General features: G+C 71.8%; 24 protein-coding genes. 18 read left to right on the top strand and 6 right to left on the bottom strand.

Going from position 1 to position 24,044, the window contains the following annotated elements:
• The first annotated feature begins 82 nt into the window (after positions 1 to 82).
• The gene (gene ftsH / locus EOE48_RS12370; protein ID WP_127729372.1) at positions 83 to 2,005 is read left to right on the top strand and encodes an ATP-dependent zinc metalloprotease FtsH; all 1,923 of its coding nucleotides are present in this window, start codon (positions 83 to 85) and stop codon (positions 2,003 to 2,005) included.
• 680 nt (positions 2,006 to 2,685) lie between these two features.
• Here ftsH and EOE48_RS12380 read toward each other — a convergent pair.
• The 4 genes from EOE48_RS12380 to EOE48_RS12395 form a co-directional block, all read right to left on the bottom strand.
• The gene (locus EOE48_RS12380; protein ID WP_127729376.1) at positions 2,686 to 3,195 is read right to left on the bottom strand and encodes a ferritin-like domain-containing protein; all 510 of its coding nucleotides are present in this window, start codon (positions 3,193 to 3,195) and stop codon (positions 2,686 to 2,688) included.
• 201 nt (positions 3,196 to 3,396) lie between these two features.
• On the bottom strand, positions 3,397 to 3,612 hold the full coding sequence (locus EOE48_RS12385) for a DUF2934 domain-containing protein (protein ID WP_425463655.1): 216 nt from the start codon (positions 3,610 to 3,612) through the stop codon (positions 3,397 to 3,399).
• Between the two features lie 37 nt (positions 3,613 to 3,649).
• The gene (locus tag EOE48_RS12390) at positions 3,650 to 4,240 is read right to left on the bottom strand and encodes a tail fiber assembly protein (RefSeq protein ID WP_246154235.1); all 591 of its coding nucleotides are present in this window, start codon (positions 4,238 to 4,240) and stop codon (positions 3,650 to 3,652) included.
• Between the two features lie 8 nt (positions 4,241 to 4,248).
• Positions 4,249 to 5,418 carry a zinc-dependent alcohol dehydrogenase gene (locus tag EOE48_RS12395; protein ID WP_127729379.1) on the bottom strand — a complete coding sequence of 390 codons (1,170 nt, stop codon included), beginning with the start codon at positions 5,416 to 5,418 and terminating at the stop codon, positions 4,249 to 4,251.
• Between the two features lie 371 nt (positions 5,419 to 5,789).
• On the opposite strand from EOE48_RS12395, the gene EOE48_RS12400 reads away from it, so the two are divergent.
• From EOE48_RS12400 to EOE48_RS12420, 5 genes are all read left to right on the top strand, one after another.
• Complete coding sequence (locus EOE48_RS12400) at positions 5,790 to 6,194, top strand: hypothetical protein (protein WP_127729381.1); 405 nt, start codon at positions 5,790 to 5,792, stop codon at positions 6,192 to 6,194.
• A gap of 110 nt (positions 6,195 to 6,304) precedes the next feature.
• On the top strand, positions 6,305 to 7,552 hold the full coding sequence (gene larC / locus EOE48_RS12405) for a nickel pincer cofactor biosynthesis protein LarC (protein WP_127729383.1): 1,248 nt from the start codon (positions 6,305 to 6,307) through the stop codon (positions 7,550 to 7,552).
• Entirely contained in the window at positions 7,549 to 8,367 is an 819-nt protein-coding gene (gene larE, locus EOE48_RS12410; RefSeq protein WP_127729385.1) for an ATP-dependent sacrificial sulfur transferase LarE, read from the top strand. The genes larC and larE overlap by 4 nt, the downstream gene beginning before the upstream one ends.
• Positions 8,364 to 9,050 (top strand): nickel pincer cofactor biosynthesis protein LarB, encoded by a 687-nt coding sequence (larB, locus tag EOE48_RS12415; RefSeq protein WP_127729387.1) that lies wholly within the window; start codon positions 8,364 to 8,366, stop codon positions 9,048 to 9,050. Before larE ends, larB begins: the two co-directional genes overlap by 4 nt.
• Before the next feature lie 10 nt (positions 9,051 to 9,060).
• Positions 9,061 to 10,182, top strand: a complete 1,122-nt coding sequence (locus EOE48_RS12420; protein ID WP_127729389.1) for an aldo/keto reductase — start codon at positions 9,061 to 9,063, stop codon at positions 10,180 to 10,182.
• Between the two features lie 159 nt (positions 10,183 to 10,341).
• On the opposite strand, the gene guaB is transcribed toward EOE48_RS12420, so the two are convergent.
• Positions 10,342 to 11,835 carry an IMP dehydrogenase gene (gene guaB / locus EOE48_RS12425; RefSeq protein ID WP_127729391.1) on the bottom strand — a complete coding sequence of 498 codons (1,494 nt, stop codon included), beginning with the start codon at positions 11,833 to 11,835 and terminating at the stop codon, positions 10,342 to 10,344.
• A gap of 260 nt (positions 11,836 to 12,095) precedes the next feature.
• Between guaB and EOE48_RS12430 the strand changes: the two genes are divergently transcribed.
• Positions 12,096 to 12,524: a putative toxin-antitoxin system toxin component, PIN family gene (locus EOE48_RS12430; RefSeq protein WP_127729393.1), complete on the top strand. Its 429-nt coding sequence runs from the start codon at positions 12,096 to 12,098 to the stop codon at positions 12,522 to 12,524.
• Positions 12,521 to 12,772, top strand: coding sequence for a hypothetical protein (locus EOE48_RS12435; RefSeq protein ID WP_127729395.1), 252 nt, complete (start codon positions 12,521 to 12,523; stop codon positions 12,770 to 12,772). The genes EOE48_RS12430 and EOE48_RS12435 overlap by 4 nt, the downstream gene beginning before the upstream one ends.
• A 238-nt stretch (positions 12,773 to 13,010) precedes the next feature.
• Here EOE48_RS12435 and EOE48_RS12440 read toward each other — a convergent pair whose 3' ends face one another.
• The gene (locus EOE48_RS12440; RefSeq protein ID WP_127729397.1) at positions 13,011 to 14,588 is read right to left on the bottom strand and encodes a gamma-glutamyltransferase family protein; all 1,578 of its coding nucleotides are present in this window, start codon (positions 14,586 to 14,588) and stop codon (positions 13,011 to 13,013) included.
• Between the two features lie 245 nt (positions 14,589 to 14,833).
• On the opposite strand from EOE48_RS12440, the gene EOE48_RS12445 reads away from it, so the two are divergent.
• The 10 genes from EOE48_RS12445 (at position 14,834) to EOE48_RS12490 (ending at position 23,461) form a co-directional block, all read left to right on the top strand.
• Positions 14,834 to 16,192 (top strand): MFS transporter, encoded by a 1,359-nt coding sequence (locus EOE48_RS12445; protein WP_127729399.1) that lies wholly within the window; start codon positions 14,834 to 14,836, stop codon positions 16,190 to 16,192.
• Between the two features lie 102 nt (positions 16,193 to 16,294).
• Positions 16,295 to 16,696 (top strand): DUF350 domain-containing protein, encoded by a 402-nt coding sequence (locus EOE48_RS12450; RefSeq protein ID WP_127729401.1) that lies wholly within the window; start codon positions 16,295 to 16,297, stop codon positions 16,694 to 16,696.
• A gap of 13 nt (positions 16,697 to 16,709) precedes the next feature.
• Complete coding sequence (locus EOE48_RS12455; RefSeq protein WP_127729403.1) at positions 16,710 to 17,339, top strand: DUF1190 domain-containing protein; 630 nt, start codon at positions 16,710 to 16,712, stop codon at positions 17,337 to 17,339.
• Positions 17,339 to 18,493 carry a glutathionylspermidine synthase family protein gene (locus tag EOE48_RS12460; RefSeq protein ID WP_127729405.1) on the top strand — a complete coding sequence of 385 codons (1,155 nt, stop codon included), beginning with the start codon at positions 17,339 to 17,341 and terminating at the stop codon, positions 18,491 to 18,493. The genes EOE48_RS12455 and EOE48_RS12460 overlap by 1 nt, the downstream gene beginning before the upstream one ends.
• A gap of 41 nt (positions 18,494 to 18,534) precedes the next feature.
• The gene (locus EOE48_RS12465) at positions 18,535 to 18,987 is read left to right on the top strand and encodes a DNA polymerase III subunit chi (RefSeq protein WP_127729449.1); all 453 of its coding nucleotides are present in this window, start codon (positions 18,535 to 18,537) and stop codon (positions 18,985 to 18,987) included.
• 32 nt (positions 18,988 to 19,019) lie between these two features.
• Positions 19,020 to 20,591: a S10 family peptidase gene (locus EOE48_RS12470; RefSeq protein ID WP_127729407.1), complete on the top strand. Its 1,572-nt coding sequence runs from the start codon at positions 19,020 to 19,022 to the stop codon at positions 20,589 to 20,591.
• Complete coding sequence (locus tag EOE48_RS12475; protein WP_127729409.1) at positions 20,588 to 20,959, top strand: hypothetical protein; 372 nt, start codon at positions 20,588 to 20,590, stop codon at positions 20,957 to 20,959. Before EOE48_RS12470 ends, EOE48_RS12475 begins: the two co-directional genes overlap by 4 nt.
• Positions 20,960 to 21,066: 107 nt before the next feature.
• Positions 21,067 to 22,164 (top strand): OpgC family protein, encoded by a 1,098-nt coding sequence (locus EOE48_RS12480; protein WP_187371400.1) that lies wholly within the window; start codon positions 21,067 to 21,069, stop codon positions 22,162 to 22,164.
• Positions 22,125 to 22,973, top strand: a complete 849-nt coding sequence (locus EOE48_RS12485; RefSeq protein ID WP_127729413.1) for an SGNH/GDSL hydrolase family protein — start codon at positions 22,125 to 22,127, stop codon at positions 22,971 to 22,973. Before EOE48_RS12480 ends, EOE48_RS12485 begins: the two co-directional genes overlap by 40 nt.
• Before the next feature lie 23 nt (positions 22,974 to 22,996).
• On the top strand, positions 22,997 to 23,461 hold the full coding sequence (locus EOE48_RS12490; RefSeq protein ID WP_127729415.1) for a GNAT family N-acetyltransferase: 465 nt from the start codon (positions 22,997 to 22,999) through the stop codon (positions 23,459 to 23,461).
• The last annotated feature ends 583 nt before the right edge of the window (positions 23,462 to 24,044 follow it).

Here is a 24,044-nt window from a genome sequence, read left to right on the forward strand (position 1 = left end):
CACGCCTACATTGGGCTTCGAGTGCCGGCTCCCATCCCTGCACGCCTGCATGGCGCCGCGCTCCTCAGGGATTGACGCTTCGATGAACCCCAACTTCCGAAACTTCGCCCTGTGGGTCGTCATTTTCCTGCTGGTCCTGGCCCTGGTCACCCTGTTCCAGAACCCCGGCCACCGGTCCAGCGGCGGAGAGATCGCCTACAGCCAGCTGCTCAACGACGCCGATGCGGGCCGCATCCAGAGCGTCGTGATCTCCGGACAGGAGGTGAGCGGCAGCTACACGGGCGGCGGCACCTTCACGACCTACGCCCCCAACGACCCCTCGCTGGTGTCGAAGCTGCAGGGCAAGGGCGTGACCATCACGGCCCGTCCGCCGTCGGACAACACCCCGTGGTTCATCGCGCTCCTCGTCAACTGGCTGCCGATCCTCGTGTTCATCGGCGCCTGGATCTTCCTCAGCCGGCAGATGCAGTCGGGCGCCGGCCGTGCCATGGGCTTCGGCAAGTCGAAGGCCAAGCTGCTGACCGAGGCCCACGGCCGCGTCACCTTCGAGGACGTGGCGGGCGTCGACGAGGCCAAGGAGGACCTGCAGGAGATCGTCGAGTTCCTGCGCGACCCGCAGAAGTTCCAGCGCCTCGGCGGCCGGATCCCGCGCGGCGTGCTCCTCGTCGGCCCGCCCGGCACCGGCAAGACCCTGATCGCCCGGGCGGTCGCGGGCGAGGCCAACGTGCCGTTCTTCACCATCTCGGGCTCGGACTTCGTCGAGATGTTCGTCGGCGTCGGCGCGAGCCGCGTCCGCGACATGTTCGACCAGGCGAAGAAGAACGCGCCCTGCATCATCTTCATCGACGAGATCGACGCGGTCGGCCGCCATCGCGGCGCCGGCCTCGGCGGCGGCAACGACGAGCGCGAGCAGACCCTCAACCAGCTCCTGGTCGAGATGGACGGCTTCGAGGCCAACGAGGGCGTCATCATCATCGCGGCGACCAACCGCCCCGACGTGCTCGACCCGGCGCTGCTGCGCCCGGGCCGCTTCGACCGCCAGATCATCGTGCCGAACCCGGACGTGATCGGCCGCGAGCGCATCCTGCGTGTCCACGTCCGCAAGGTGCCGCTCGCCCCCGACGTCGACCTGAAGGTCATCGCCCGCGGCACCCCCGGATTCTCGGGCGCCGACCTGATGAACCTCGTCAACGAGGCCGCCCTGCTCGCCGCCCGCCGCGGCAAGCGCATCGTCACCATGCACGAGTTCGAGGATGCCAAGGACAAGGTGATGATGGGCGCCGAGCGGCGCACCCTCGTCATGACCGAGGACGAGAAGCGCCTGACCGCCTACCACGAGGGCGGCCACGCCATCGTGGCGCTCAACGTGCCGGCGACCGATCCGGTCCACAAGGCGACGATCATCCCCCGCGGCCGGGCGCTCGGCATGGTCATGCAGCTGCCCGAGCGTGACAAGCTGTCGATGTCGTTCGAGCAGATGACCTCGCGCCTCGCGATCATGATGGGCGGCCGCGTCGCCGAGGAGATGATCTTCGGCCACGACAAGGTGACCTCGGGGGCTCAGTCGGACATCGAGCAGGCGACCCGCCTCGCCCGGATGATGGTGACGCGCTGGGGCTTCTCGCCCGAGCTCGGCACCGTCGCCTACGGCGACAACAACGACGAGGTCTTCCTCGGCATGCAGGTCAACCGGCAGCAGAACGTCTCGGAATCGACGGCCCAGAAGATCGACGCCGAGGTCCGTCGCCTCGTCGAGACCGGCCTTCAGGATGCCCGCCGCATCCTCGACGAGCGCAAGGACGACCTGGAGGCCCTCGCGCGCGGCCTGCTGGAATACGAGACCCTGTCGGGCGACGAGATCAAGGGGCTCATCGACGGCAAGCCTCCGGTCCGCGACGCCGGCGACTTCCCGTCCTCGCCGTCCCGAGGATCTCCGGTCCCCTCCGCCGGCCGCGGCCGGCCGCGGGAGAACGACGGCGGCTACGAGCCCCAGCCGACGGCCTGAGCGGGCCCGAGGCAATCCACGAAAACAGGCGGCGGGAGCGATCCCGCCGCCTGTTCTGTTGTCGTCGGGACCACGGTGCGGGATCCGCCTAAATAGAAACTGGTTCTAACTATCTGTGCCTGAGAGAGAATTTTCGAGGCTCAGAACCGGCTACGACAGAAGGCCACCGCGACTCGGGCGCGTTCTCCTCGCCCCGCTTGCGGGGAGAGGGCTTCGTTGACCTTGCCGTCAACGAAGCGAGGCGGCAGCCGATGGTGAGGGGGCGTGGCCGGAGGAGCCTCCTCCGGAACCACCCCCTCACCCTCGCTCCGGCTGGGCCTGCGCTCGCTTCATCCCCCACAAGGGGGATGAAGCCCTCTCCCCGCCCGCGGGGAGAGGAGAAGACCCGTGGTCTTCGCGAAGGTCGTGGGCTCAATGAGGCGCACCCTCGTTTCATCCGCAAGGGACGGCAAAGCCGGTGAGCAACTGATACGACATCCGGAAATCACGTCCGGGTTTCGTGCCACCAGCCCGCGCGGTGGAGCCTTCGGCTCACTCACCGGAGTGAAGCCGATTTTCGCAACGTGAAGCGATTGCACAGCAATCGCCACGATCCCGCAGGGATCGCCGAGCGATCCATCGAAGATCGCATGAGGCGGGTCCGGCGACACGATCGTACCGGACCCGGCTCCTGCTGAGCCTCAGCGGTCGGCCTTGGCCCCCGCCGTCGTCAGCTCGATGTAGCGAAGGGTGGTGGGCCGCACGAGGTCGGCGACGGTCTGGGCCATCGTCAGTTCCTCCTTCAGCGACTGCTGGAATCCGGTCAGCGCCGCGCTGTGTCCGGCGGCCTCGGTCAGGGTGATGAGGGCGTCGTAGGCCGCCGCCTCGTAGTTCTCGAAGGCGCGGTTGGCGAAGGCGTTCTTCAGGATCTCGTCCTGGGCCGGAGTGTGGGCCAGCGCCGCGAGGTTGCCCATCATGCCGAGCACGCCCTCCTTGAGGGTCGACGGGCTCGAATTCATCGCCGCCAGGGCCTCTTCCAGCCGGTCGCGCTGGCCGTGGGTCTCGGTGATGTGGCGGCGCAGGGCCGCCGCCATGTCGGGATAGCGTTCCAGCCGCTCGACCTGCCGCTCCATGATCTGGAGCGCCTGGAGTTCGAGCGCGTGCGTGTTCTGCAGGGCCGTCACGTAGAGCCCACGAATATCCTCGGCCATGAATGGCATCTCCTCGTTGAAGCAGGGGCTTCATGCCTCAACGCAGCGACGATGCGGCCGGTTCGCAGGCTATTCGCGGCTTTCTGTAGCAGCAAACATGAAGATCATCTGACGCAGAGATATCCAGAACAGGATCGAGCCGCATGAAGGCGGCTCGATCACTTGACCCAGGGTCGAACCGCCGCGACCGGCGGCGATTCGTCACGAAGCGTCGACGGTGTCCGGTTCCGCCGGCAGGCCGGCGCAGCGGGCGTCGCGTTCCGCCCGCAACTCCCGCTCCGCCAGCAGCCAGAACTCGATCTCGAACCCCTCGGGCCGATGGTTGCGCTCCCAGATGTCGTAGGCGCGCTCGCGGATCTGCGCGAGGGTGATCTCGCCGCCGGTGTCCATTCCGGTCGTCTCCCGTGCCCGACTCATCGTCATGGCTCCGATCAGCACGGCGGATCGACGAGCGTCAAGCCGGGACGCCGGACCGGCCGGAGGCCGGTGCGCCGGAGGTCCACGGCCGCAGCGGCTCCGGGATGCGGAAATCCGCCGGCACCGCGAAGTCGGCGGCCTGGCCGCGCATCGCGTCGACCGGGCGCGGGAAACCGCTGCGGTCGGCGTAATCGAAGCGGCCCGGCGGCGGCAGCCGCTTGTCGGCGGTGAGCCCCTGCACGCAGGCGACGTCGGCGAGCGTCACGCCGACCACCGCCGCGGTGGCGAGCGCGAGGCCGCCGATGCGGGGGTTGTCGTGCTCGTAGCCGGTGGCCAGGGTGGCGAGGTCGAGGGCGTCGCCCCCGACCCGGCCCCAGATCCATGGCGTCGGGTCGTGGCTCGCCAGGATCGCGATCCCGGTCGCGACCTCGCGGGCACCGTAGGCCTGGACCAGGGTCTCGCGGCCCGGCAGGCCGATCGCCCGGCACAGGGCGCGCGGGGCGATCAGCTCGGCGAGACCGAGGCCGATCGAGAACCAGCCGAGGCCGCGGGCGAGGCGGGCATGGCCGGAATGGGCCGGGCGCGGGGTCGGGCCGCGCACCGGCGTGCGGGCATGGGTCTGGCTCATGGTCGGCCTCATGGCTTGATGACCACCTTGATGCAGCCGTCCTGCTTGTCGCGGAACGTCCGGTACATCGCCGGGCCGTCCTCCAGCCCGACCGTGTGGGTGATGACGAAGGACGGGTCGATCTGCCCCTCCTCGATCCGCCGCAGCAGGTCGCCGGTCCAGCGGTTGACGTGGGTCTGGCCGGTGCGCAGGGTCAGGCCCTTGTTCATCATCGCCCCGAACGGGATCTTGTCGAGCAGCCCGCCATAGACGCCCGGCACCGACAGCACGCCCGCCGGCCGGCAGACGTAGATCATCTCGCGCAGGACGTGGGCGCGGTCGGTCTCCAGCATCATCGCCTGCTTGACCCGGTCGTACATCGAATCGAGCGAGCCGGTGGCGTGGGCCTCCAGCCCGACCGAGTCGATGCACTTCTCCGGGCCCTTGCCGCCGGTCATGTCGTTGAGGCGGCTGACGACGTTGTCCTGCGAGAAGTCGATCGTCTCGGCCCCGCCGGCCCGCGCCATGGCGAGGCGCTCGGGCACCCGGTCGATGGCGATGACGCGCTTGGCGCCGAGCAGGATCGCCGAGCGGATCGCCATCTGGCCGACCGGGCCGCAGCCCCAGATCGCCACCGTGTCCTCCGGCTGGATGTCGCACTGCACCGCCCCCTGCCAGCCGGTCGGCAGGATGTCGGACAGGAACAGCAGCGTCTCGTCGGAGACGCCGTGGGGCACCTTGATGTGGGTGGCGTCGGCGAACGGCACCCGCAGGTACTCGGCCTGCCCGCCCGGATAGCCGCCGGTGAGGTGGGTGTAGCCGAACAGCCCGGCGGTGGTGTGGCCGAAGGCGGTCTCGGCGAGCTTGCGGTTGCGGTTGCTGCGCTCGCAGACCGAGAAATTGCCGCGCCGGCACTGGTCGCACTGGCCGCAGGTGATGGTGAACGGCACCACGATGCGGTCGCCGACCTTCAGAGCCGTGTTGTCCCGGCCGACCTCGACCACCTCGCCCATGGTCTCGTGGCCCATGATGTCGCCGGACTTCATGCCCGGCATGAAGTGGTCGTAGAGGTGGAGATCGGAGCCGCAGATCGCGCAGGCGGTCACCTTGATGATCGCGTCGCGCCCGTCCTCGATCCGAGGGTCGGGAACCGTGTCGCAGCGGATGTCCGCGGTGCCGTGCCAGACGAGGGCTTTCATCGTTCGAGGTCTCCGGCCAGACCGGCCAGAGCCGGCGGGGTGCCACACAAACGTCCGATGCCGCCCGGTGTTCACGCACACGATCAGTCTATCTGCACCGTCGTTGCCCCGGAGAACGTCATCGGGCCGCCAGGAACGCCGATTTCATTCTCTTCACAGGATATTACCGCCGATCGATGGCGTGACGGCATCCACCGATATCGCAAGGCTTGGCGACGGACAGCGATCAAAACACACTCGGACTTGGCCTTGTCGCTTAACATACGTCAACCGACCGCGAAAAGACGCTGCCCGATGTCGGAGTTTGCTCGCGCGGGCGAACCTTCGCGCCCGCCGCCGGTTGGCCCGGGGCCGAGCCCGCGAGACCCGCCATGACCGACACCCGCAGCGACGTCCCCCCGACCCGGACGATCGAGCCGATCGACACCCCGCCGGACGGCGGGCGGCCGACCAGCGCGCAGCTCAAGGCCGACATCGACAGCGGCCGGACCGGCGACAAGGTCCCGGTCTTCGACCCCGGCCTGTCGCCGCTCGGCACCGACGACGAGGCCGCCGGCCACCCGCCCACGCAGGAGCGGGTCGCGCTGGCCCGCGCGAGCGAGAGCCACGCCAACCGGACCGAGCCGGCCGGCGTCCGCGGCGCGGGCGTCCAGGGGGCGGGCGGCAAGCCCTCAGACGCCCATCACACCCGGAGCCGGGCGCTGCCGCTGTTCCTCGGCTTCATCGCGCTGGCGGCGGTGGTCGTCGTGGTGGCGGTGCTGTGGGAGAGGTTCTGAGATCGTCCTGAGACGGCTGCGGCCATCGGTCCGGCGCGCTTGCCGCCGGGCCGCCGCGACCGATCTGCCCCCGATCCGCGCCCCAGGCGGCGCGATGCGAGAGCCGGCCGATGCACCTGCACCTCGACGCGATCGGCGGAGTGGCCGGCGACATGATGGTCGCGGCCCTCCTCGACGCCTTTCCCGAGCACGAGCCGGGGCTGCGGGCGAGCGTGCGCGCCGCCGGCCTCGTCTGCGCGGCGGTGGCGCACAACGACGGCGTGCTCCAGGGCCGGCGCTTCACGGTGACGCCGCCGGACGCGGCTTCGGCGCACGACCACCACGACCACTCCCACCACCATGACCACGGCCACCCGCACGGCAAGCACGCGCACCGGCACTGGTCGGCGATCCGCGACGAGCTCGGCCGGGCCGATCTCGCCCCAGCGGTCCGCGCCCACGCGCTCGCGATCTTCGGGCATCTCGCGCAGGCCGAGGCGCGGGTGCACGGCATCGCAGTCGAGGACGTGGCCTTCCACGAGGTCGGAGCGTGGGATTCGATCGCCGACATCGTCGCCGCCGCCCACCTGATCGCGGTGATCAAGGCACGGAGCTGGAGCGTGTCGGCGCTGCCGCTCGGCTCCGGCCGGGTGCGGACCCGGCACGGGATGCTGCCGGTGCCCGCGCCGGCCACGACGCTGCTGCTCGACGGCTTCGCGACCCTCGACGACGGGATTCCCGGCGAGCGGGTGACGCCGACCGGCGCGGCGATCCTGCGCCATCTCTGCGGCGACGATCCGGAGCGCCGGCGGGCGTCGGGGCGGCTGTCGCGCACCGGCATCGGCTTCGGCACCCGCACCCTGCCGGGCCTGAGCAACTGCCTGCGGGTGCTGGCGGTGGAGACCGGCGGGCCGGACGGCGGCCACCGGCAGCTCGGGGTGATCGAGTTCGAGGTCGACGACCAGTCGGCGGAGGACCTCGCCATGGGGCTCGACCGGCTGCGGGCGCATCCGGACGTGTTCGACATCGTGCAGATGCCGGTCTTCGGCAAGAAGGGCCGGATGATGACCGGTGTCCGGGCGCTCGCCCGGGCCGACGCGATCGAGGCGGCGGTGGCGGCGTGCTTCCGCGAGACCACGACGATCGGCCTGCGCCACCACGTCGTGTCGGGCGCCGCCCTGCCGCGGAGTTTTTCCACCGTGTCGGTCGACGGGCATCCGGTGCGGGTGAAGCTCGTCGGGCGGCCGGGCGGGCGCACCGCCAAGGCCGAGGCCGACGATGCGCTCGCCCACGAGGGCCACGCCGCCCGGGCCCGGCTGCGGCGCGAGGCCGAGCGGCTCGCCCTGGACGCGGCAACGGCCGAGGGAGAGGAGCCATGACCGAGCCACGCGCCCGCCTGGAGGCGGTCCTCGCCGGCCTCGGCCCGGTCGCGGTGGCGGTGAGCGGCGGGGTCGACAGCCTGACCCTCGCGGCCCTCGCCCACCGGGTATCATCCGGGCCGCCGCTGATGGTCCATGCGGTCTCTCCCGCGGTGCCGGACGAAGCGACGGCGCGGGTGCGGGCGGAGGGCGCGCGCGAGGGCTGGACGCTGCGGGTGATCGAGGCCGGCGAGTTCGCCGACCCGGCCTACCGGGCGAACCCGGTCAACCGCTGCTTCTTCTGCAAGACCAACCTCTACGGCGCGATCCGGGCGGTGACCGATCGCGGGATCGTGTCCGGCGCCAATCTCGACGACCTCGGCGAGTACCGCCCAGGCCTCGACGCCGCCCGGGAGCACGGCGTGCGCCACCCCTATGTCGAGGCCGGGATCGGCAAGGCCGCGGTGCGGGCGCTCGCCCGCGATCTCGGCCTCGGCGCCGTCGCCGAGCTGCCGGCCGCGCCCTGCCTGTCGAGCCGGGTCGAGACCGGCCTGCGGATCGAGCCCGAGACGCTCGCCTTCATCCACGCCGTCGAGCGGCTGGTCGGCGGCGCCCTCGACGGGGCGCCGGGCCCCCGCCGCGCCGTGCGCTGCCGGGTGCGGGCCGCCGGCATCGTGGTCGAGCTCGACCCCGACAGCCTCGCGGCCCTGGCGCCCTCCCGCTCCGCCCTGTCGGCCGCGATCGCTGCCCGGGCGCCGGCGCGGCTCGCCGGGCAGGCGGTCGCCTTCGAGCCCTACCGGGTCGGCAGCGCCTTCCTGACCGGAGCCGACCGATGAGCGTGTCGGAGGAATTCACCCTCGACTTCGCCCGGCCCGAGCGGATCGGCCTCGAGGAGGCGGTGTTCTGCGCCGGCAAGTCGGCGGCGCAGATCGACGCGATCCTGGCGGCGGTGGGCGAGCGCGGGGCGCGGCTGCTGCTGACGCGCCTCGACCCCGAGAAGCACGCGGCGCTCGCCCACCACGACCGGCTCGACTACTGCCCGGTCTCGCGCACCGCCTGCCTCGGCGAGCCCCGTCCGTTCGCCGGGCCGGCCGAGGTCGCGATCGTGGCGGCGGGCACCTCCGACGTGCCGGTCGCGCGGGAGGCCGAGCGGACGCTCGCCTATGCCGGGCTCGCCAGCACGCTGATCGCCGATGTCGGCGTCGCCGGGCTGTGGCGCCTGACCCGGCGCCTCGACGAGATCCGGGCCCATCCGGTGATCATCGTCGCCGCCGGTATGGACGCGGCGCTGCCGAGCGTCGTCGGCGGCCTCGTCGCCGGGGCGATCGTCGCGGTGCCGACCTCGGTCGGCTACGGCGTCGCCGCGGGCGGGCGCACCGCCCTCGACGCGGTGCTGGCGAGCTGCGCCCCGGGCGTCGCGGTGGTCAACATCGACAACGGCTACGGCGCCGCCTGCGCGGCCCTGCGCATCCTCCACGCCGCCCGCCGCCTGCGGGACCGGCCCTCGCCCCACGCCTGAGGAGACAGCCATGGAACGTCGCAGCTTCCTGCAGGGCGCCGCCCTCGGCGCCGGCCTCACCGTCTCGGGGGCCGCGGGCGCGGCCACCGGCCCCGCCCCGTCGCGGACCGGCCTGCCCGGCGGCCGCCCGGACGATCCCGCCGACCTGCCCTTCGTCACCGATCCCGGCGAGCGCCGGGGCGAGATGCTCTACCGCCCCTTCGGCCGCACCGGCGAGACGATCTCGGCGATCGGTATGGGCGGGTTCCACCTCGGCAAGAACGCGGTGACCGACGCCGAGGCGACGCGGCTGATCCACGAGGGCGTCGACCGCGGCATCACCTTCATGGACAATTGCTGGGACTACAATCAGGGCCGCTCGGAGCAGCGGATGGGGGAGGCGCTGAGCCAGGGCGGCTACCGCGACAAGGTCTTCCTGATGTCCAAGATGGACGGGCGGACCCGGGAGGAGGCGACGCGGCAGATCGACGAATCGCTCAAGCGCCTGCGCACCGACCGGATCGACCTCGTCCAGCATCACGAGATCCTGCGCTACGACGACCCCGACCGGGTCTTCGCCGAGGGCGGGGCGATGGAGGCGTTCGTCGCGGCGAAGCAGGCCGGCAAGCTGCGCCACATCGGCTTCACCGGCCACAAGGATCCGCGCATCCACCTCCAGATGCTGGAGGTCGCCGCCGAGCGCGGCTTCCGCTTCGACGCGGTGCAGATGCCCCTTAACGTGATGGACGCGCATTTCCGCAGCTTCGGCCACCTCGTCCTGCCCTACCTCGTGCAGAACGGGATCGCGCCGCTCGCCATGAAGACCTTCGGCGACGGCGTGATCCTGAAGAGCGACGCGCCGATCAAGCCGATCGAGTACCTCCACTTCTCGCTCAACCTGCCGGTCGCGGTGGTCATCACCGGGATCCAGAACCAGCGCGACCTCGATCAGGCGTTCGAGGCGGTGAAGACCTTCCGGCCGATGGACAAGGCGAGCGTCGCCGAGCTTCTCGGCCGCAGCCGGCCCTACGCGCTGGAGGGCAAGTACGAGCTGTTCAAGACCAGCGCGACCTTCGACGGCACCGCCAAGAACGCGGCGTGGCTCGGAGAGGACGTGCCGGGGGTCAAGACCCTGGCGCCGACGATGGAGTAGGGGGGCGGCCCCGGTCGGGGCCGCCTCGCCGTCATACGAAATCCGAATGATTGCTTCGGGCGATCCTTCCGGATCGCTTTCGCAATGCGGATTTCGGCTTCGCTCAAGCGCCGCGCGGGCTGATGATACGATGTCGGAACGAATCGTCCGAAATTCGTATCACATCCGGCTCGGGTAGTTCGGGCTTTCGCGGGTGATAGTCACGTCGTGGACGTGGCTCTCGCGCAGGCCCGCATTGGTGATGCGGATGAACTGCGCCCGCTCCTGCATCTCCGGGATCGAGGGCGCCCCGACATAGCCCATGGCGGCGCGAAGCCCACCCGCGAGCTGGTGCAGCACCGCCGCGACCGGGCCCTTGTACGGCACCTGCCCCTCGATGCCCTCCGGCACGAGCTTGTGGGTGTCGCTGACCTCGGCCTGGAAGTAGCGGTCGGCGGAGCCGCGCGCCATCGCGCCGACCGAGCCCATCCCGCGGTAGCTCTTGTAGGAGCGACCCTGGTACAGGAACACCTCGCCCGGCGCCTCGTCGGTGCCGGCGAGGAGCGAGCCGAGCATCGCCACCGAGGCGCCGGCGGCGATCGCCTTGGCGAGGTCGCCGGAATACTTGATGCCGCCGTCGGCGATCACCGGCACGTCGGCGTCGGCGGCGGCCTCGACCGCCTCCATCAGGGCGGTGAGCTGGGGCACGCCGACGCCCGCGACGATGCGGGTGGTGCAGATCGAGCCCGGGCCGATGCCGACCTTGATCGCGTCGGCGCCGGCGTCGATGAGCGCCTGGGCGCCTTCCCGCGTGGCGACGTTGCCGGCGATGACCTGGACGGCGTTCGACAGGGTCTTCACCCGGCGCACGCTCTCCAGCACCTTGGCCGAGTGGCCGTGGGCGGTGTCGACCACGATGACGTCGCAGCCGGCGTCGATCAGCCGCTCGGCGCGCTCGAACCCGCCCTCGCCGGTGGTGGTGGCGGCGGCGACCCGCAGGCGGCCCTGCTCGTCCTTGACCGCGTTGGGGTAGGCGACCTGCTTCTCGATGTCCTTGACCGTGATGAGGCCGATGCAGCGGTAGTGGTCGTCGACGACGAGCAGCTTCTCGATGCGGAACTGGTGCAGCAGCCGCTTGGCCTCGTCCTGGGTCACGCCCTCGCGCACGGTGATGAGCCGGTCCCGGGTCATCAGCTCGGAGACCGGCTGGCTCTGGTCGGTGGCGAAGCGGGTGTCGCGGTTGGTGAGGATGCCGGCGAGCTTGCCGCGCGAGCCGTTGGGGCCGCGCTCGACCACCGGGATGCCCGAGATGCCGTGCTGGCGCATCAGCGCGTAGGCGTCGGCGAGGGTCTCGTCCGGGTGGATGGTGATCGGGTTGAGCACCATGCCCGACTCGTACTTCTTGACCAGCCGCACCTGCTCGGCCTGTTCCGGCGGCTCGAGGTTGCGGTGGATGACGCCGAGCCCGCCGTTCTGCGCCATGGCGATGGCCATGCGGGCCTCGGTCACCGTGTCCATCGCCGAGGCGATGATCGGCATGTTGAGCCTGATGGTGCGGGTGAGCCGGGTGGCGAGGCTGACCTCCGCCGGCATCACCGACGAGGCGGCCGGACGAAGCAGGACGTCGTCGAAGGTCAGCCCTTCGATGATCGAACCGGCGCTGATACGAGCCATGAGCCAACTCCCTGTGGTGCGCGGAACGGGCCGCGGGGAGCGGACCTGCCGGAACGAGTTGGCACCGGCCGATAGCACGCGTTCATGACGCCCGCAAAGCGGCGTTTGCCGCATTGCTGCGATGCACACAGGGAGGGAGCGGCGGCTCCACGGGACCGATCGGCCGGTAGCCGCGGCTTCGCGACACTTCCGGAGGAGCCGATTCGGCGGGTCCCGCAATCCCGCTTGTCAAACCGGCCAATCCTGCCAGCCTCTGTGGCATGAGGCTTGTCCTGGATACGGCGACGATGGTGGCGGCGGTCCGCAGCGAGGCAGGGGCGTCCCGGCGGCTGCTGGTCGCCACGCTGGAGCGGCGCCTGACCCTGCTCGCCTCGGTGCCGCTCATGCTCGAATACGAAGCCGTCATGATGCGCCCACAGCATCTCGAAGCCGCAGGCTTGCAGGCAGAGGAAATGGACGCCCTCATCGGCGCCATCGCCGCTGTTGCCGAACCGGTGCGGCTGGCGTTCCTATGGCGTCCGGCGGTGCGGGATCCGGATGACGACATGGTTCTCGAGGCGGCGGTGAACGGGCGAGCCGAAGCGATCGTGACCTTCAACCGGCGCGACTTCGGAGTGGTCGGTGCACGGTTCGGCATCGACATCCTTTCGCCGGGCGATGCCTGGAAGCGGTTGGAGGCAACACGGTGAAGAAGAGCAACTTCGCTCTCAGGCTCCAGCCCTCTCTCCTCGACGAGGCCCGCAGGGTCTCGGAGTCAGAGGGAGTGGCGCTCAACCAGTTCATCAACGTGGCCGTCGCGGAGAAACTGTCCGCCCTGCGCACGGAGAGCTACTTCAGGGAGCGCGCCGCCGGCACGGACGCGCGGACGGGACTCGCCATTTTGTCCCGGGCCGGCCGCGGGCGGCCGCCCGACGCGGGCGACGACCTGGGCGATTGATACGATTTCCGGACGATCCGTTCCGGAAATCGTATCACAGGCCCGCGCGGTGGAGCCTTCGGCTCCACACACCTGAGCGAGGCCGAAATCCGCATTGCGAAAGCGACTGCAACGCAGTCGCCGAGCAATCAATCGGATTTCGTATCGGCCGCCCCGCCCGCCCCGGGAAACACCCCGCGGCGGGCAGGTTCCGGTGCCGGGTCCGGAGAAGCGAGCGGGGCCCCGCCTCCGGACGTGCTCAATACCCCAGCGCGCTGCCGTCCTTGCGCGGATCCGACCCGGCTGCGAGCGTGCCCGCGGCGTGGTCGATCCAGATCACCTGACCGCCGCCGATCGGTCCGGCCTCCGGCCGCACCGCGTGGCCGCGCGCCATCAGGCCGGCGGCGAGGTCGGGGGAGAAGCCCGGCTCCAGCTCGATGCCGCCGCCATAGGCGAAGCTGCGCGGGGCATCCAGCGCCTCCTGCACGTCGAGGCCGCGGTCGATGAGGCCGGTCAGCAGCTCGACATGGCCCATCGCCTGATAATGCCCGCCCATCACGCCGAACGGCGCCACCGCGCGGCCGTCCCTCATCAGCATGCCCGGGATGATCGTGTGCATCGGGCGCTTGCGCGGGCCGATCGTGTTCGGGTGGCCGGGCTCGACCCGGAACGAGAAGCCGCGGTTGTGCAGCAGCACCCCGCTCTCCGGCGCCAGGATGCCGCTGCCGAAGCCCTGGAAGATCGAGTTGATGAGCGAGATCGCGTTGCCGTCGCGATCGACCACGCAGAGATAGACCGTGTCCTTGTGCGCGACCTCGGGCCAGATCACCGGCTCCTGCGCCCGCGCCATGTCGATCGCCCCGCGGGCGCTGGCGTGCCAGGCATCCGACAGCAGGTGCTCCACCGGCACCCGGGCGAGAACCGGGTCGGCGAACAGCGCGTCGCGGTGGTGATAGGCCTGCTTGCACGCCTCGGCGAAGAGGTGGACCCGGTCGAGCTCGGACAGGGCGCCGACGTCGGAGTGGGTCAGCACGTTGAGCATCATCAGCGCCGCGAGGCCCTGGCCGCTCGGGGGACACTCGTAGACGTCGTAGCCGCGGTAGCGGGTGGTGATCGGGGTCACGGTCTCGGGCGCGGCGCCCGCGAAGTCGTCGAGGCTATGCAGGCCGCCGAGTTCGCGCAGGCGCGCCACGATGTCCTCGGCCACCGGCCCCTCGTAGAAGCCCCGCGGCCCCTCCGTCGCGATCCGCCGCAGGGTGGCGGCGAGCGCCGGGTGGCGCATGATCGTGCCGACGCCCGGTGCCCGGCCATCGACGAGGTAGGCGGCTGCCGCGGCCGGGTCGCCGGCGACCCGCGCGACGTTGCGGGCCCAGTCGAACGCCACCCGCGGCTGCACCGGGTAGCCGTCCTCGGCACAGGCGATGGCCGGCGCCAGCAGCTCGCCGAGCGGGCGGGTGCCGTAGCGCTCGACGAGGTGGGCCCAGGCCGCGACCGCCCCCGGCACCGTAACGGCGTGCGGCGAGGTCGGCCCGATCGTGAGCCCCCGCTCCAGGTACCAGGAATCCTCGGCCGCCGCCGGGCTGCGGCCCGAGCCGTTGAGGGCGACCGGCACGGCCGCGCCCGCCGGGGCGTAGAGCGCGAAGCAGTCGCCGCCGATGCCGGTCATCAGCGGATCGACCACGCCCTGGACCGCGACCGCCGCGATGGCGGCGTCGACGGCGTTGCCGCCGGACCGCAGCACCTCGATCGCGGCCAGCGTCGAGAGCGGGTGCGAGGTCGCGACGGCGGCGTTGGCGGCGTAGACGGGCGAGCGCCCCGGCCTGGAGAAATCCCTCACGGCAGCCTCTGTCTCGAGCGGCGGGAACCGGGGCGCCCCGGCCTCCGGGCCATAGCCGGTTTGCCGGCGCGATGCACCGTGCCGCGCCGGCAGCGCCGCCACGATCGCCGGAGCGGAAAATCCAAGAGATCGTGAAAATCGTCCATCGTGCCGGCCCGCCGCAGCCGGCATCTGTCGCCCCAACAACAACGACGAGGCCATGCCGGCGAATGCGCCGCGGGCCGCGACGATCCGGAGGAGACGAGATGGCCGAGCGCCGCATCACCGACATCCAGGGCCTCATCAACGAGAGCCGGTTCTCCGGCTTCCAGTGGCTGATCTTCGCCCTGTGCTTCCTCATCGTGCTTCTCGACGGGTTCGACACCGCGGCGATCGGCTACATCGCGCCCTCGCTCGTCGCCGAGTGGGGCGTCAGCCGCCCGGCCCTAGCCCCGGTGCTGAGCGCGGCCCTGTTCGGCCTCGCCTTCGGGGCGCTCTCGGCCGGGCCGCTCGCCGACCGCTTCGGCCGCAAGGCGGTGCTGGTGGTCTCGGTCCTGGTCTTCGGCGTCGCCTGCCTGCTCTCGGGATTCTCCGGCGACCTGACGCAACTCGTGGTCTGGCGCTTCGTCACGGGCCTCGGCCTCGGCGCCGCGATGCCCAACGCCGTGACGCTGATGAGCGAGTACTGCCCGGATGCCCGTCGCGCGACACTGACCAACGCGATGTTCTGCGGCTTCCCCCTCGGCGCGGCCTTCGGCGGCTTCCTCGCCGCCTGGATGATCCCGCATTTCGGCTGGCGCAGCGTGCTGGTCCTCGGCGGCATCGTCCCGCTGGTCCTCGTCGTCCTGCTCGCGGCCCTGCTGCCCGAATCCGCCCGCTACCTCGCCGCCCGGGGCGCCGCACCCGAGCGCCTGCGCCGGATCCTGCGGCGGATCTCGCCCGCCGCCGACCTCGCGACGGAGTTCCGGATCACCGAGGCGGCCCCGGCCTCGGGGGCGCGCAGCGGCATCGGCGTGGTGCTGTCGCGGCCCTACCTCGTCGGCTCGGCGATGCTGTGGCTGGCCTACTTCATGGGCCTCGTGATCTTCTACGCGCTCATCAACTGGATGCCGATCCTGTTCAAGGATGCCGGATTGCAGCCGCAGACCGCCGCCCTGATCGCGGCCCTGTTCCCCCTCGGCGGCGTCGGCGCGATCCTGTTCGGCTGGCTGATGGACCGGTTCGACGGCAACCTCATCATCGCGGCGGGCTTCGGCCTCACCGCCGTGGCGGTGTGGGCGATCGGTCAGGCCACCGGGAACCACGGCCTCCTGATGCTGGTGGTGTTCCTCGCCGGCACCCTCATGAACACCGCGCAATCCTCGCTGCCGGCGCTCGCGGCGGGCTACTACCCGACGCAAGGGCGCGCCACCGGCGTCGCCTGGATGCTCGGCCTCGGCCGGTTCGGCGGAATCGCCGGCTCGTTCCTGGTCGCCGAACTGTCGCGCCGCCAGCTCGGCTTCGCCGAGGTGTTCACCGTGGTGGCGATCCCGGGCCTGATCGCCTGCGCGGCCCTGGTGGCCAAGCGGCTCGCGCAGCCCGGCGTCACGCGGCCGGCGCCGCGGGGCGAGGTACTGGGGCACTGAGACGGACCGTGCGGCCGCGCACCCACCGTCCGGTCCAAAGACTGGCCAGGACCACGAATCGCGTCTAGTCAAGCTCCGTCTTCATCTTCGGCGGAGCGTCGGATGCTCGCATCGATCTCGGGGCTCGGGGCTTTCCTGGCCTATGTTGCGACGGCAGCGGCGCTCGTGGCGGGCTACCTCGTCGTCTACATGCTGGCGACGGCGCACGACGAGATCGGGCTGATCCGGCGCGGCGTCACGTCGGCGGCGATCGCGCTGGGCGGCAGCCTCGTCGCCTTCGCCCTGCCGCTGGCGGCGGCGATCGACAACGCGCAGGGCCTGCTCGACTGCGCCATCTGGGGCCTCGTCGCCCTCGTGGTGCAGATGGGGGTCTACTGGGCGGTGCGCGTCGCCCTGCCGGACCTGTCGCGCCAGATCGAGGCCGGCGAGAACGCCCCGGCGATCTTCCTCGCCGCCGCCTCCCTCGCCGCCGGCGTCGTCAACGCCGCGGCGATGACCTACTGAGCGGGAGGCGGGCATGGCCTGGGCGCCCTCCCTGTCCAAGCGGTCGCAATCGGTCTCGCTCACCCTGGTCGCCGGCGCCGGGATCGCCGCGATGGCGCTCGGCCGCCACGACCCGTCGCAGCGCGAGGACGACATGCTGATCTACCAGACCCTCGTCGCGTGCCGGGACGCGGGCCTGCGCAGCGTCGCGGATTGCGACGCCGCCGACCGGGAGGCGCATCGCCTCTATCCGAGCGTGGCGCCGCGCTACCAGAGCCGCGCCGCCTGCGAGGCGCATCACGGTTGCGGCGGTTGCCTCGACGGCACCGCGGTGTCGTCGGACGCCGCCGGACGCTTCGTTCCGAGCCTGTCCGGCTTCATGCTCGCCCGGCGCCCGGACGAGGACCGGCCGGCCCAGCCGCTGTTCCGGCACGAGACCCGCGGCTGCGGCCCGGCCCGCGGCGGGCTCGTGAGCAGCCACGGCTACTGCACCGCCTCCGGGGGCCGGGTCTGGGGGCCGAGCGACGGCTCGGGCGTCGCCAAGGTGTCGTCCGTCCTGACCCGCACCGTCGGGAGCGCGAACTCGCCCCGGGTCGTCGCCAGCGGCGGCTTCGGCGGCACCGGCCACGCGATCAGCGCCGGCCATAGCGGGGGCGGGAGCTGATGCGCCGCCTCGACCTCGGCGAGCGGCCGGACTGGCGCGAGCACGCGGAGCAGGCCGGCTTCGGCTTCCACACCCTCGACGGCGCGCCGTACTGGGACGAGAGCCACGCCTACGCCTTCGGCCTCGACGAGATCGAGGCCGGGATCGAGGCCCCGACCGCCGAGTTGCACGCCCTCTGCCTCGCCTTCGCCGAGCGGGCGGTGGAGGACGCGCGCATCCTCGCCTCGCTGGCGATCCCCGAAGCGGCCTTCGACGCCGTGCGCGCGAGCTGGCGCCGGCGCGACCCGGCGCTCTACGGCCGCCTGGACCTCGCCTACGGCGCCGGCGGTCCGGCCAAGCTGCTCGAATACAACGCCGACACCCCGACCGCCCTCTACGAGACCGGCGCGTTCCAGTGGCTGTGGCTGGAGAACAGTCTCGCCCGCGGGCGGCTGCCGGCGGGCACCGACCAGTTCAACTCGGTCCACGACCGCCTCGTCGCCCGCTTTCGCGAGATCGGCGGCGCGGTCGCGTTCACCTGCCTCGACGGCGCGCCGGAGGACCGCGGCACCGTCGCCTACCTCCAGGACTGCGCCCGGCAGGCCGGCTGCGACACCCGGTTCGTGCCGCTGGAGACGGTCGCGCTGACCGAGGACGGCGCGTTCGCGGACGCCCTCGGCGCGCCGCTCGGCACCCTGTTCAAGCTCTATCCGTGGGAGTGGATGTTCCGCGATCCCTTCGCGGCCCACCTCGCCGGCACGCCGACCCGGTTCCTCGAACCGCCCTGGAAGGCGGTGCTGTCGAACAAGGGGCTGCTGGCGCATCTGTGGGCGATGGAGCCCGGCCACCCGAACCTGCTGCCGGCCTTCTTCGAGGACGACCCGCGCAAGGCGGTGCTCGGGTCCTCCTTCGTGCGCAAGCCGATCCTGGCGCGGGAGGGCGCCAACGTGCTGATGGTGCGCGACGCCGCGGTGATCGCCCGCGAGGACGGCCCCTACGGCGCCGAGGGCCATGTCCGCCAGGGATTCGCCGAGCTGCCGGATTTCGGCGGGCAGCGGGTGCTGGTCGGAAGCTGGGTGGTCGGCGACGAGCCCGCCGGCCTGTGCCTGCGCGAGAGCCCGGGCCTCATCACCGGCAACCGCGCCCGCTTCGTGCCGCACGTCATCCTCGATTGAACGGGGATGCCGTCGCGGCGCGCCCGTCCTATCTCAGCGGCGTGACCGAGATCCTGTTCTACCACATGCAGCGCCAGCCGCTCGAGGCGGTGCTGCCGAGCCTCCTGGAGAAATCCCTGGAGCGCCGATGGCGCGTCGCCATCCAGGCGGCGAGCGAGGAGCGGCTCCAGGCCCTCGACGACCATCTCTGGACCTTCTCCGAGGAGAGCTTCCTGCCCCACGGCACCGACCGCGACGGCGACGCCGCGACGCAGCCGGTGGTGCTGACCCTGCGCGACGCCAACCCGAACGCCGCGTCGATCCGCTTCCTGGTCGAGGGCGCCGCCCTGCCCGACGATGCCGGCACCTACGAGCGCATCGTGATCCTGTTCGACGGCAACGACCGCGACGCCCTGCTCCACGCCCGCGAGCAATGGCGCGGTGCCAAGGAGGCGGGCCATGCCGTCGCCTACTGGCAGCAGGACGAGAGCGGGCGCTGGCAGAAGAAGGCGTGAGCGAGCGACCGTCGCGCCGAAGGGGAGGAACGATGACCCGCATCCTGGCGGCGCTCGCCGCGCTGATGATCGGCCTCGCGCCGGCCGCCTCCCAGACGAGGGCGCCGGAGGGGAGGGGGCAGGAACCCCGGGGGCAGGAACCCCGAGGACAGGACTCCCGCATCACCGAGATCCGCCAGCCGGAAGGCCGCCGGCTCCCGCCCGACGCGACCACCCGGCACGCGCTGGCTCTGCCGGACGGGCGCCGCCTCGACCTGACCGCGGTCGCCGGCAGCCTGCCGCTGGTCGACGAAGCCGGCAAGCTCCAGGCCGAGATCGCCTTCACCGCCTACCTGCTGCCGGACAGGAGTCCGGTGCGGCCGGTCACCTTCGCGGTCAATGGCGGACCGGGCGCCGCCTCGGCCTATCTCAACCTCGGCGCGGTCGGGCCGTGGCGCCTGCCCCTCGACGGCGGCACGGTGAGCCCGTCGGCGCCCCCCGTCCCGGTGCCGAACGCCGAGACCTGGCTCGACTTCACCGACCTCGTCTTCCTCGATCCCGTCGGCACCGGCTACAGCCGCGCCGCCGGCGACGACGCCAAGCGGTTCTACGCGGTCGATGCCGACGCCGCGATCCTCGCCTCGGCCATCGCCCGCTGGCTGCGGGCCAACGACCGGATGACCGCCCCGAAGTTCTTCCTCGGCGAGAGCTACGGCGGCTTCCGCGGGCCGCTCGTCGCGCGCAAGCTCCAGGACGAGATCGGCATCGGCCTGTCGGGGCTCGTTCTGCTGTCGCCGGTGCTCGACTTCGCGTGGCTGCAGACGCCCCGGCACACCCCCCTCGGCGACGTCACCCGGCTGCCGTCGCTCGCGGCGGCGGGGGCGGAGCGGCGCGGCCTCGCGCCCTCGCCGGACACCCAGCGCGAGGCCGAGGCCTACGCCACCGGCGAGTACCTCGCCGACCTCCTGCGCGGCCCCGGCGACGGCGCCGCCCTCGACCGGCTCGCCCGCCGGGTCGCCGACCTCACCGGGCTCGATCCGGCCCTGGTGCGCCGGCAGGGCGGGCGGATCACCGCCGGCTCGTACCAGCGCGAGGCCGCCCGCGAGGCCGGGCGCGTCGCCAGCGCCTACGACACCGGCATCACCGGCTGGGATCCCAACCCGGAGGCGGCCCATTCCGGCTTCGAGGACCCGCTGCTCTCGGCGATGCAGGCGCCTTTGTCGAGCGCGATGGTCGACCACTACGCCCGCACCCTGAACTGGCGCGTGCCTAACCTGCGCTACGAACTGCTCAGCGGCGCGGTCAACCGGGGCTGGTCCTGGGGCTCGGGCCGCGTCGCGCCGGAGGCGGTGGCGGAGCTGCGGCAGGCGCTCGCCCTCGACGGGCACCTGCGGGTGCTGGTCGCCCACGGCTACACCGACCTCGTCACGCCGTACTTCGCCTCGAAGCTGATCCTCGACCAGTTGCCGACCTACGGCAGCCGCGACCGCCTGCGCCTCGCGGTTTTCCCCGGCGGGCACATGTTCTATTCGCGTCAGGCGTCGCGGGCGGCCTTGCACGCCGAGGCCGCCGCCCTCTACGAAGCGGCGCTGAAGGCACGGGACCGGACGGACGAGGGCAGATGACGCGGACGGGGTGGGGCATCGCGGCGGGGCTGGCGCTCGCCTTGGGGGGATGCGGCGGCTCGACCGACCGGGCGGCGCCCCCCGTCACCATCGCGGCGCCCAAGCCCGCCCCCCCGCCCGCGCCGGATTACGGCCCGGTCCTGGCACCGGACGGCCGCTGCACCGGCCCGGCCCCGACCGCCGCCGCGGCGATCGAGCCCGGCATCGGCGAGTGCGAGCTGGTGCGCCTCAAGGGCCGGCCGCCGACCGACGTCCTCGTCGGCGAGAGCGGGCGCGGCAAGCGCGAAGTGCAGGTCCTCTACGCCGAGCCCGGCGGGAAGGAGCTGTACTTCTTCGTCGACAACAAGCTCGACCGCACCGTCAAATAGCCGCGATCGCGGGTCTCGGTGCCGCAGCGACCGGGCCGGTCCGCCGGGGCCGGCTCTGGTCCCGCACGATGTCGCACGGCCGGGTGCCTGCAGGGATACGCAGCATGATGCGCGAACCGAACGCGATCGACTTCTGGCGCGGCTTCGCCCTCATCACGATCTTCGTCAACCACATCCCGGGCAACGTCTTCCAGGACTACACCTACTCGCAATACGGCATCTCGGACGCCGCCGAGCTGTTCGTGTTCCTGGCCGGCTGGTCGATCGGCATCGCGATCCACGGCCGCGGCGGGCAGACCGAGCCGGCCGCCCGCACGGTGCTGCGGCTGCTGTCGCGCATGGTCGAGGTCTACCGCGCCCAGCTCGTCATCACGGCGGTCGCGCTGGCGATGCTGGCGGGCGCGGCGCTGGCCCTCGACAACCCGCTGCTGGTCGAGTGGCACAATGCCGGCCCGGTCTTCACCGACCCGATCCAGGCCACGGTCGGCTGGGTGACGCTGCTGCACCAGCTCGGCTTCTTCAACATCCTGCCGCTCTACGTCGTGCTGCTGGGCCTCGCCCCGGCCTTCGTGCTGATGGCGCGGATCCATCGCGGCCTGACCCTGGCGATGTCGCTGTCGCTCTACGCGGTCTGCCTCGTCGACGAGATCAACCTGCCGTCCTGGCCGTCGGAGGGGCACTGGTTCTTCAACCCGTTCTGCTGGCAATTGCTGCTGGTCCTCGGCTTCCTCGCCCACGAGTGGCAGCGCGAGACGCCGGCCTTCCTGGTGTGGCGGCGCCGGCTGATGCCGCTCGGCATCGTCCTGGTGGCGCTCGGCGCCGTGCTGGCGGTGCTGCACCTGCGGCCCGACCCGCTGCTGGTGCCCGAGCCGCGCCTGCTGTTCACCTTCGACAAGTCCTACCTGACGCCGGCCCGGCTGCTGCACTTCCTCGGCATCCTGCTCGCCTTCCAGTCGGTGTTCGGCCTGATCCAGCCGCGGGCGCCGTGGCTGGTCCGGCAACTCGCCGCCCTGGGGCGCAACTCGCTCGCGGTGTTCTCGGTCGGGTCGGTCGCGAGCCTGGCTGTGCAATTGGTGAGGTTCTCGACAGGAGGCGGTTTTCTCGTCGACGTCTTTGCCGTAGGCTGCGGATTGTGTCTGCTGGCCTTCACCGCATGGTTCGTCGAATGGCGCTCTCGCTCTCCCCGGCCCTCCTCGTCGGCGTGAGCCTCGCCGTGGGCGCGGCCCTGTCCGGTGCCGTGGCCCAGACTCCCGCGACCCCGATCCCGCCGCCGCAGGCGACCGCCCCCGGCCCCGAGGCCCCGGATCCGAGCCTGTCGCCCGAATGCCGGGTGCCGGGCTCGAAGCTCTACACCCTCGCCAAGCTGCGCGCGGTCAAGAAGGCCCTGATGGAGCATCGCGCCGTCGACGTGCTGGCGGTCGGTTCCAGCTCCGGCGGCCTCGGCGCGGCCGGCAGCTACCCGGTGCGCCTGGAGGACGCCCTCGAGAAGTCGATGCCCGACATCGCCGTCGAGGTGCAGAGCCGCGGCGTCTCCGGCGAGATCGTGTACGGCGCGGCCGAGCGCCTGCGCAACGTCGTCGCCGAGACCGAGCCCGACCTCGTGGTCTGGCAGGTCGGCACCAACGACGCGCTGGCCCGGGTCGACATCGAGGAATTCTCCCGCTCCCTCGCCGACACGGTGTCGTGGATCAAGTCGCACGGCATCGACGTGGTGCTGATCGACCCGCAATATACTGCGAGCCTCGCCGGCGACGACTACTTCGACCAGTTCGTCGAGGCGATCCGCAAGGTCGCGGCGAGCCAGCAGGTGCCGCTGGTCCAGCGCTACGAGGCGATGCGCTACCTCGCGGCCCGCGCCAAGGGGCAGGCGTCGGGCGGCGGCTTCCGCCTCGCCGATCTCGGCTTCCGCTGCATGGCCGAGCACGTCACCCGCGCCATCACCGTCTCGCTGCTCGAACCCGACGCGACCGCGACCCCGGCGGCCGGGCAGTCGGCGGCGCGCAAGCCGGATTGAGGGGAGGGGGTGCGGGCGGCATCGTGACGCCCACGGCCCGCCTCGCCCGCGCCTCCGACCTGTCGCCGCTCCTGGCGCTGTGGTCCGCCTCCGAGGTGAGCCGCGCCGCCGAGCCTCGCGAGCGGGCCGAGCGGATCTGGCAGGAGACCCTGGCGCAGCCGGGCTTGTTCGTGTTCGTCTCCGAGGACCGCGACCGCCTCGCGGCCACCTGCACCCTCGTCACCGCCCCGAACCTGTTGCGCGGCGGGCGCCGCCACGGTTTCCTGGAGAACGTCGTCAGCCATCCCGACCTCCGGGGGCGTGGACACGGCCGCGCCGTGGTCGAGGCCGCGCTCGCGCGGGCTTGGGCGGACGGGTGCCACCACGTGCTGATGCAGAGCGGGCGCGCGGACCCGCGGGTCCACGCCTTCTACGAGGGGCTCGGCTTCGTGCCGGGTCTGCGCGTGGCCTACGTCGCCACGCGGCCGTTGCCGGTCGCGGAGGAATGATACGGTTTTCGAACGGTTCGTTCGAGAACCGTATCCGAAGCCCGCGCGCGGAGCCGGAGGCTCCGCGCCCCTGAGCGAAGCCGGTTCCCGCGTCGCGAAGCGATCATCCAGATACCGCAGGACCATCGGCGGAAAACGTCGTTCAGGAGGCCGCCACGCCCGAACCCTCACCCATTGCGGGGGAGGGTGCCCCGCTGCGAGTGCGAAGCCCGCGTGCGCGGGGCGGGCCGGGACGATAGTCCCGCAAGAGGGGAGCGCGACGGTGCCGAACGTGAAGCCCGGCAGTCCGGTCGCGCCCTGCCAGGCTGCCGGTCCGGCCGCGCATGCGGCCCGACACGGCGCAATCGGCGGGGTCGGGGTGGCTGTCGCGGTCGACCCGCACCCGGACCGGGCCCGGCGCGCCCGGTGCCCCCTCCGTCTCTGATCCCATTCCGCCTCTCCAGCGTTCGCACCCCGAAACCTAGCGCTTCCAGCCGCCGGATAACTGGAAAATCCGTCCCGGATCGTCGATTTCTGAGACAATCTTTCCGGATGAACTGACAGGAGGATTGATTTTCGCCCTCCCGTGGCGTTCTCTGCTGAC

It is taken from the genome of Methylobacterium oryzihabitans, from assembly GCF_004004555.2.
GTDB lineage: Bacteria > Pseudomonadota > Alphaproteobacteria > Rhizobiales > Beijerinckiaceae > Methylobacterium > Methylobacterium oryzihabitans.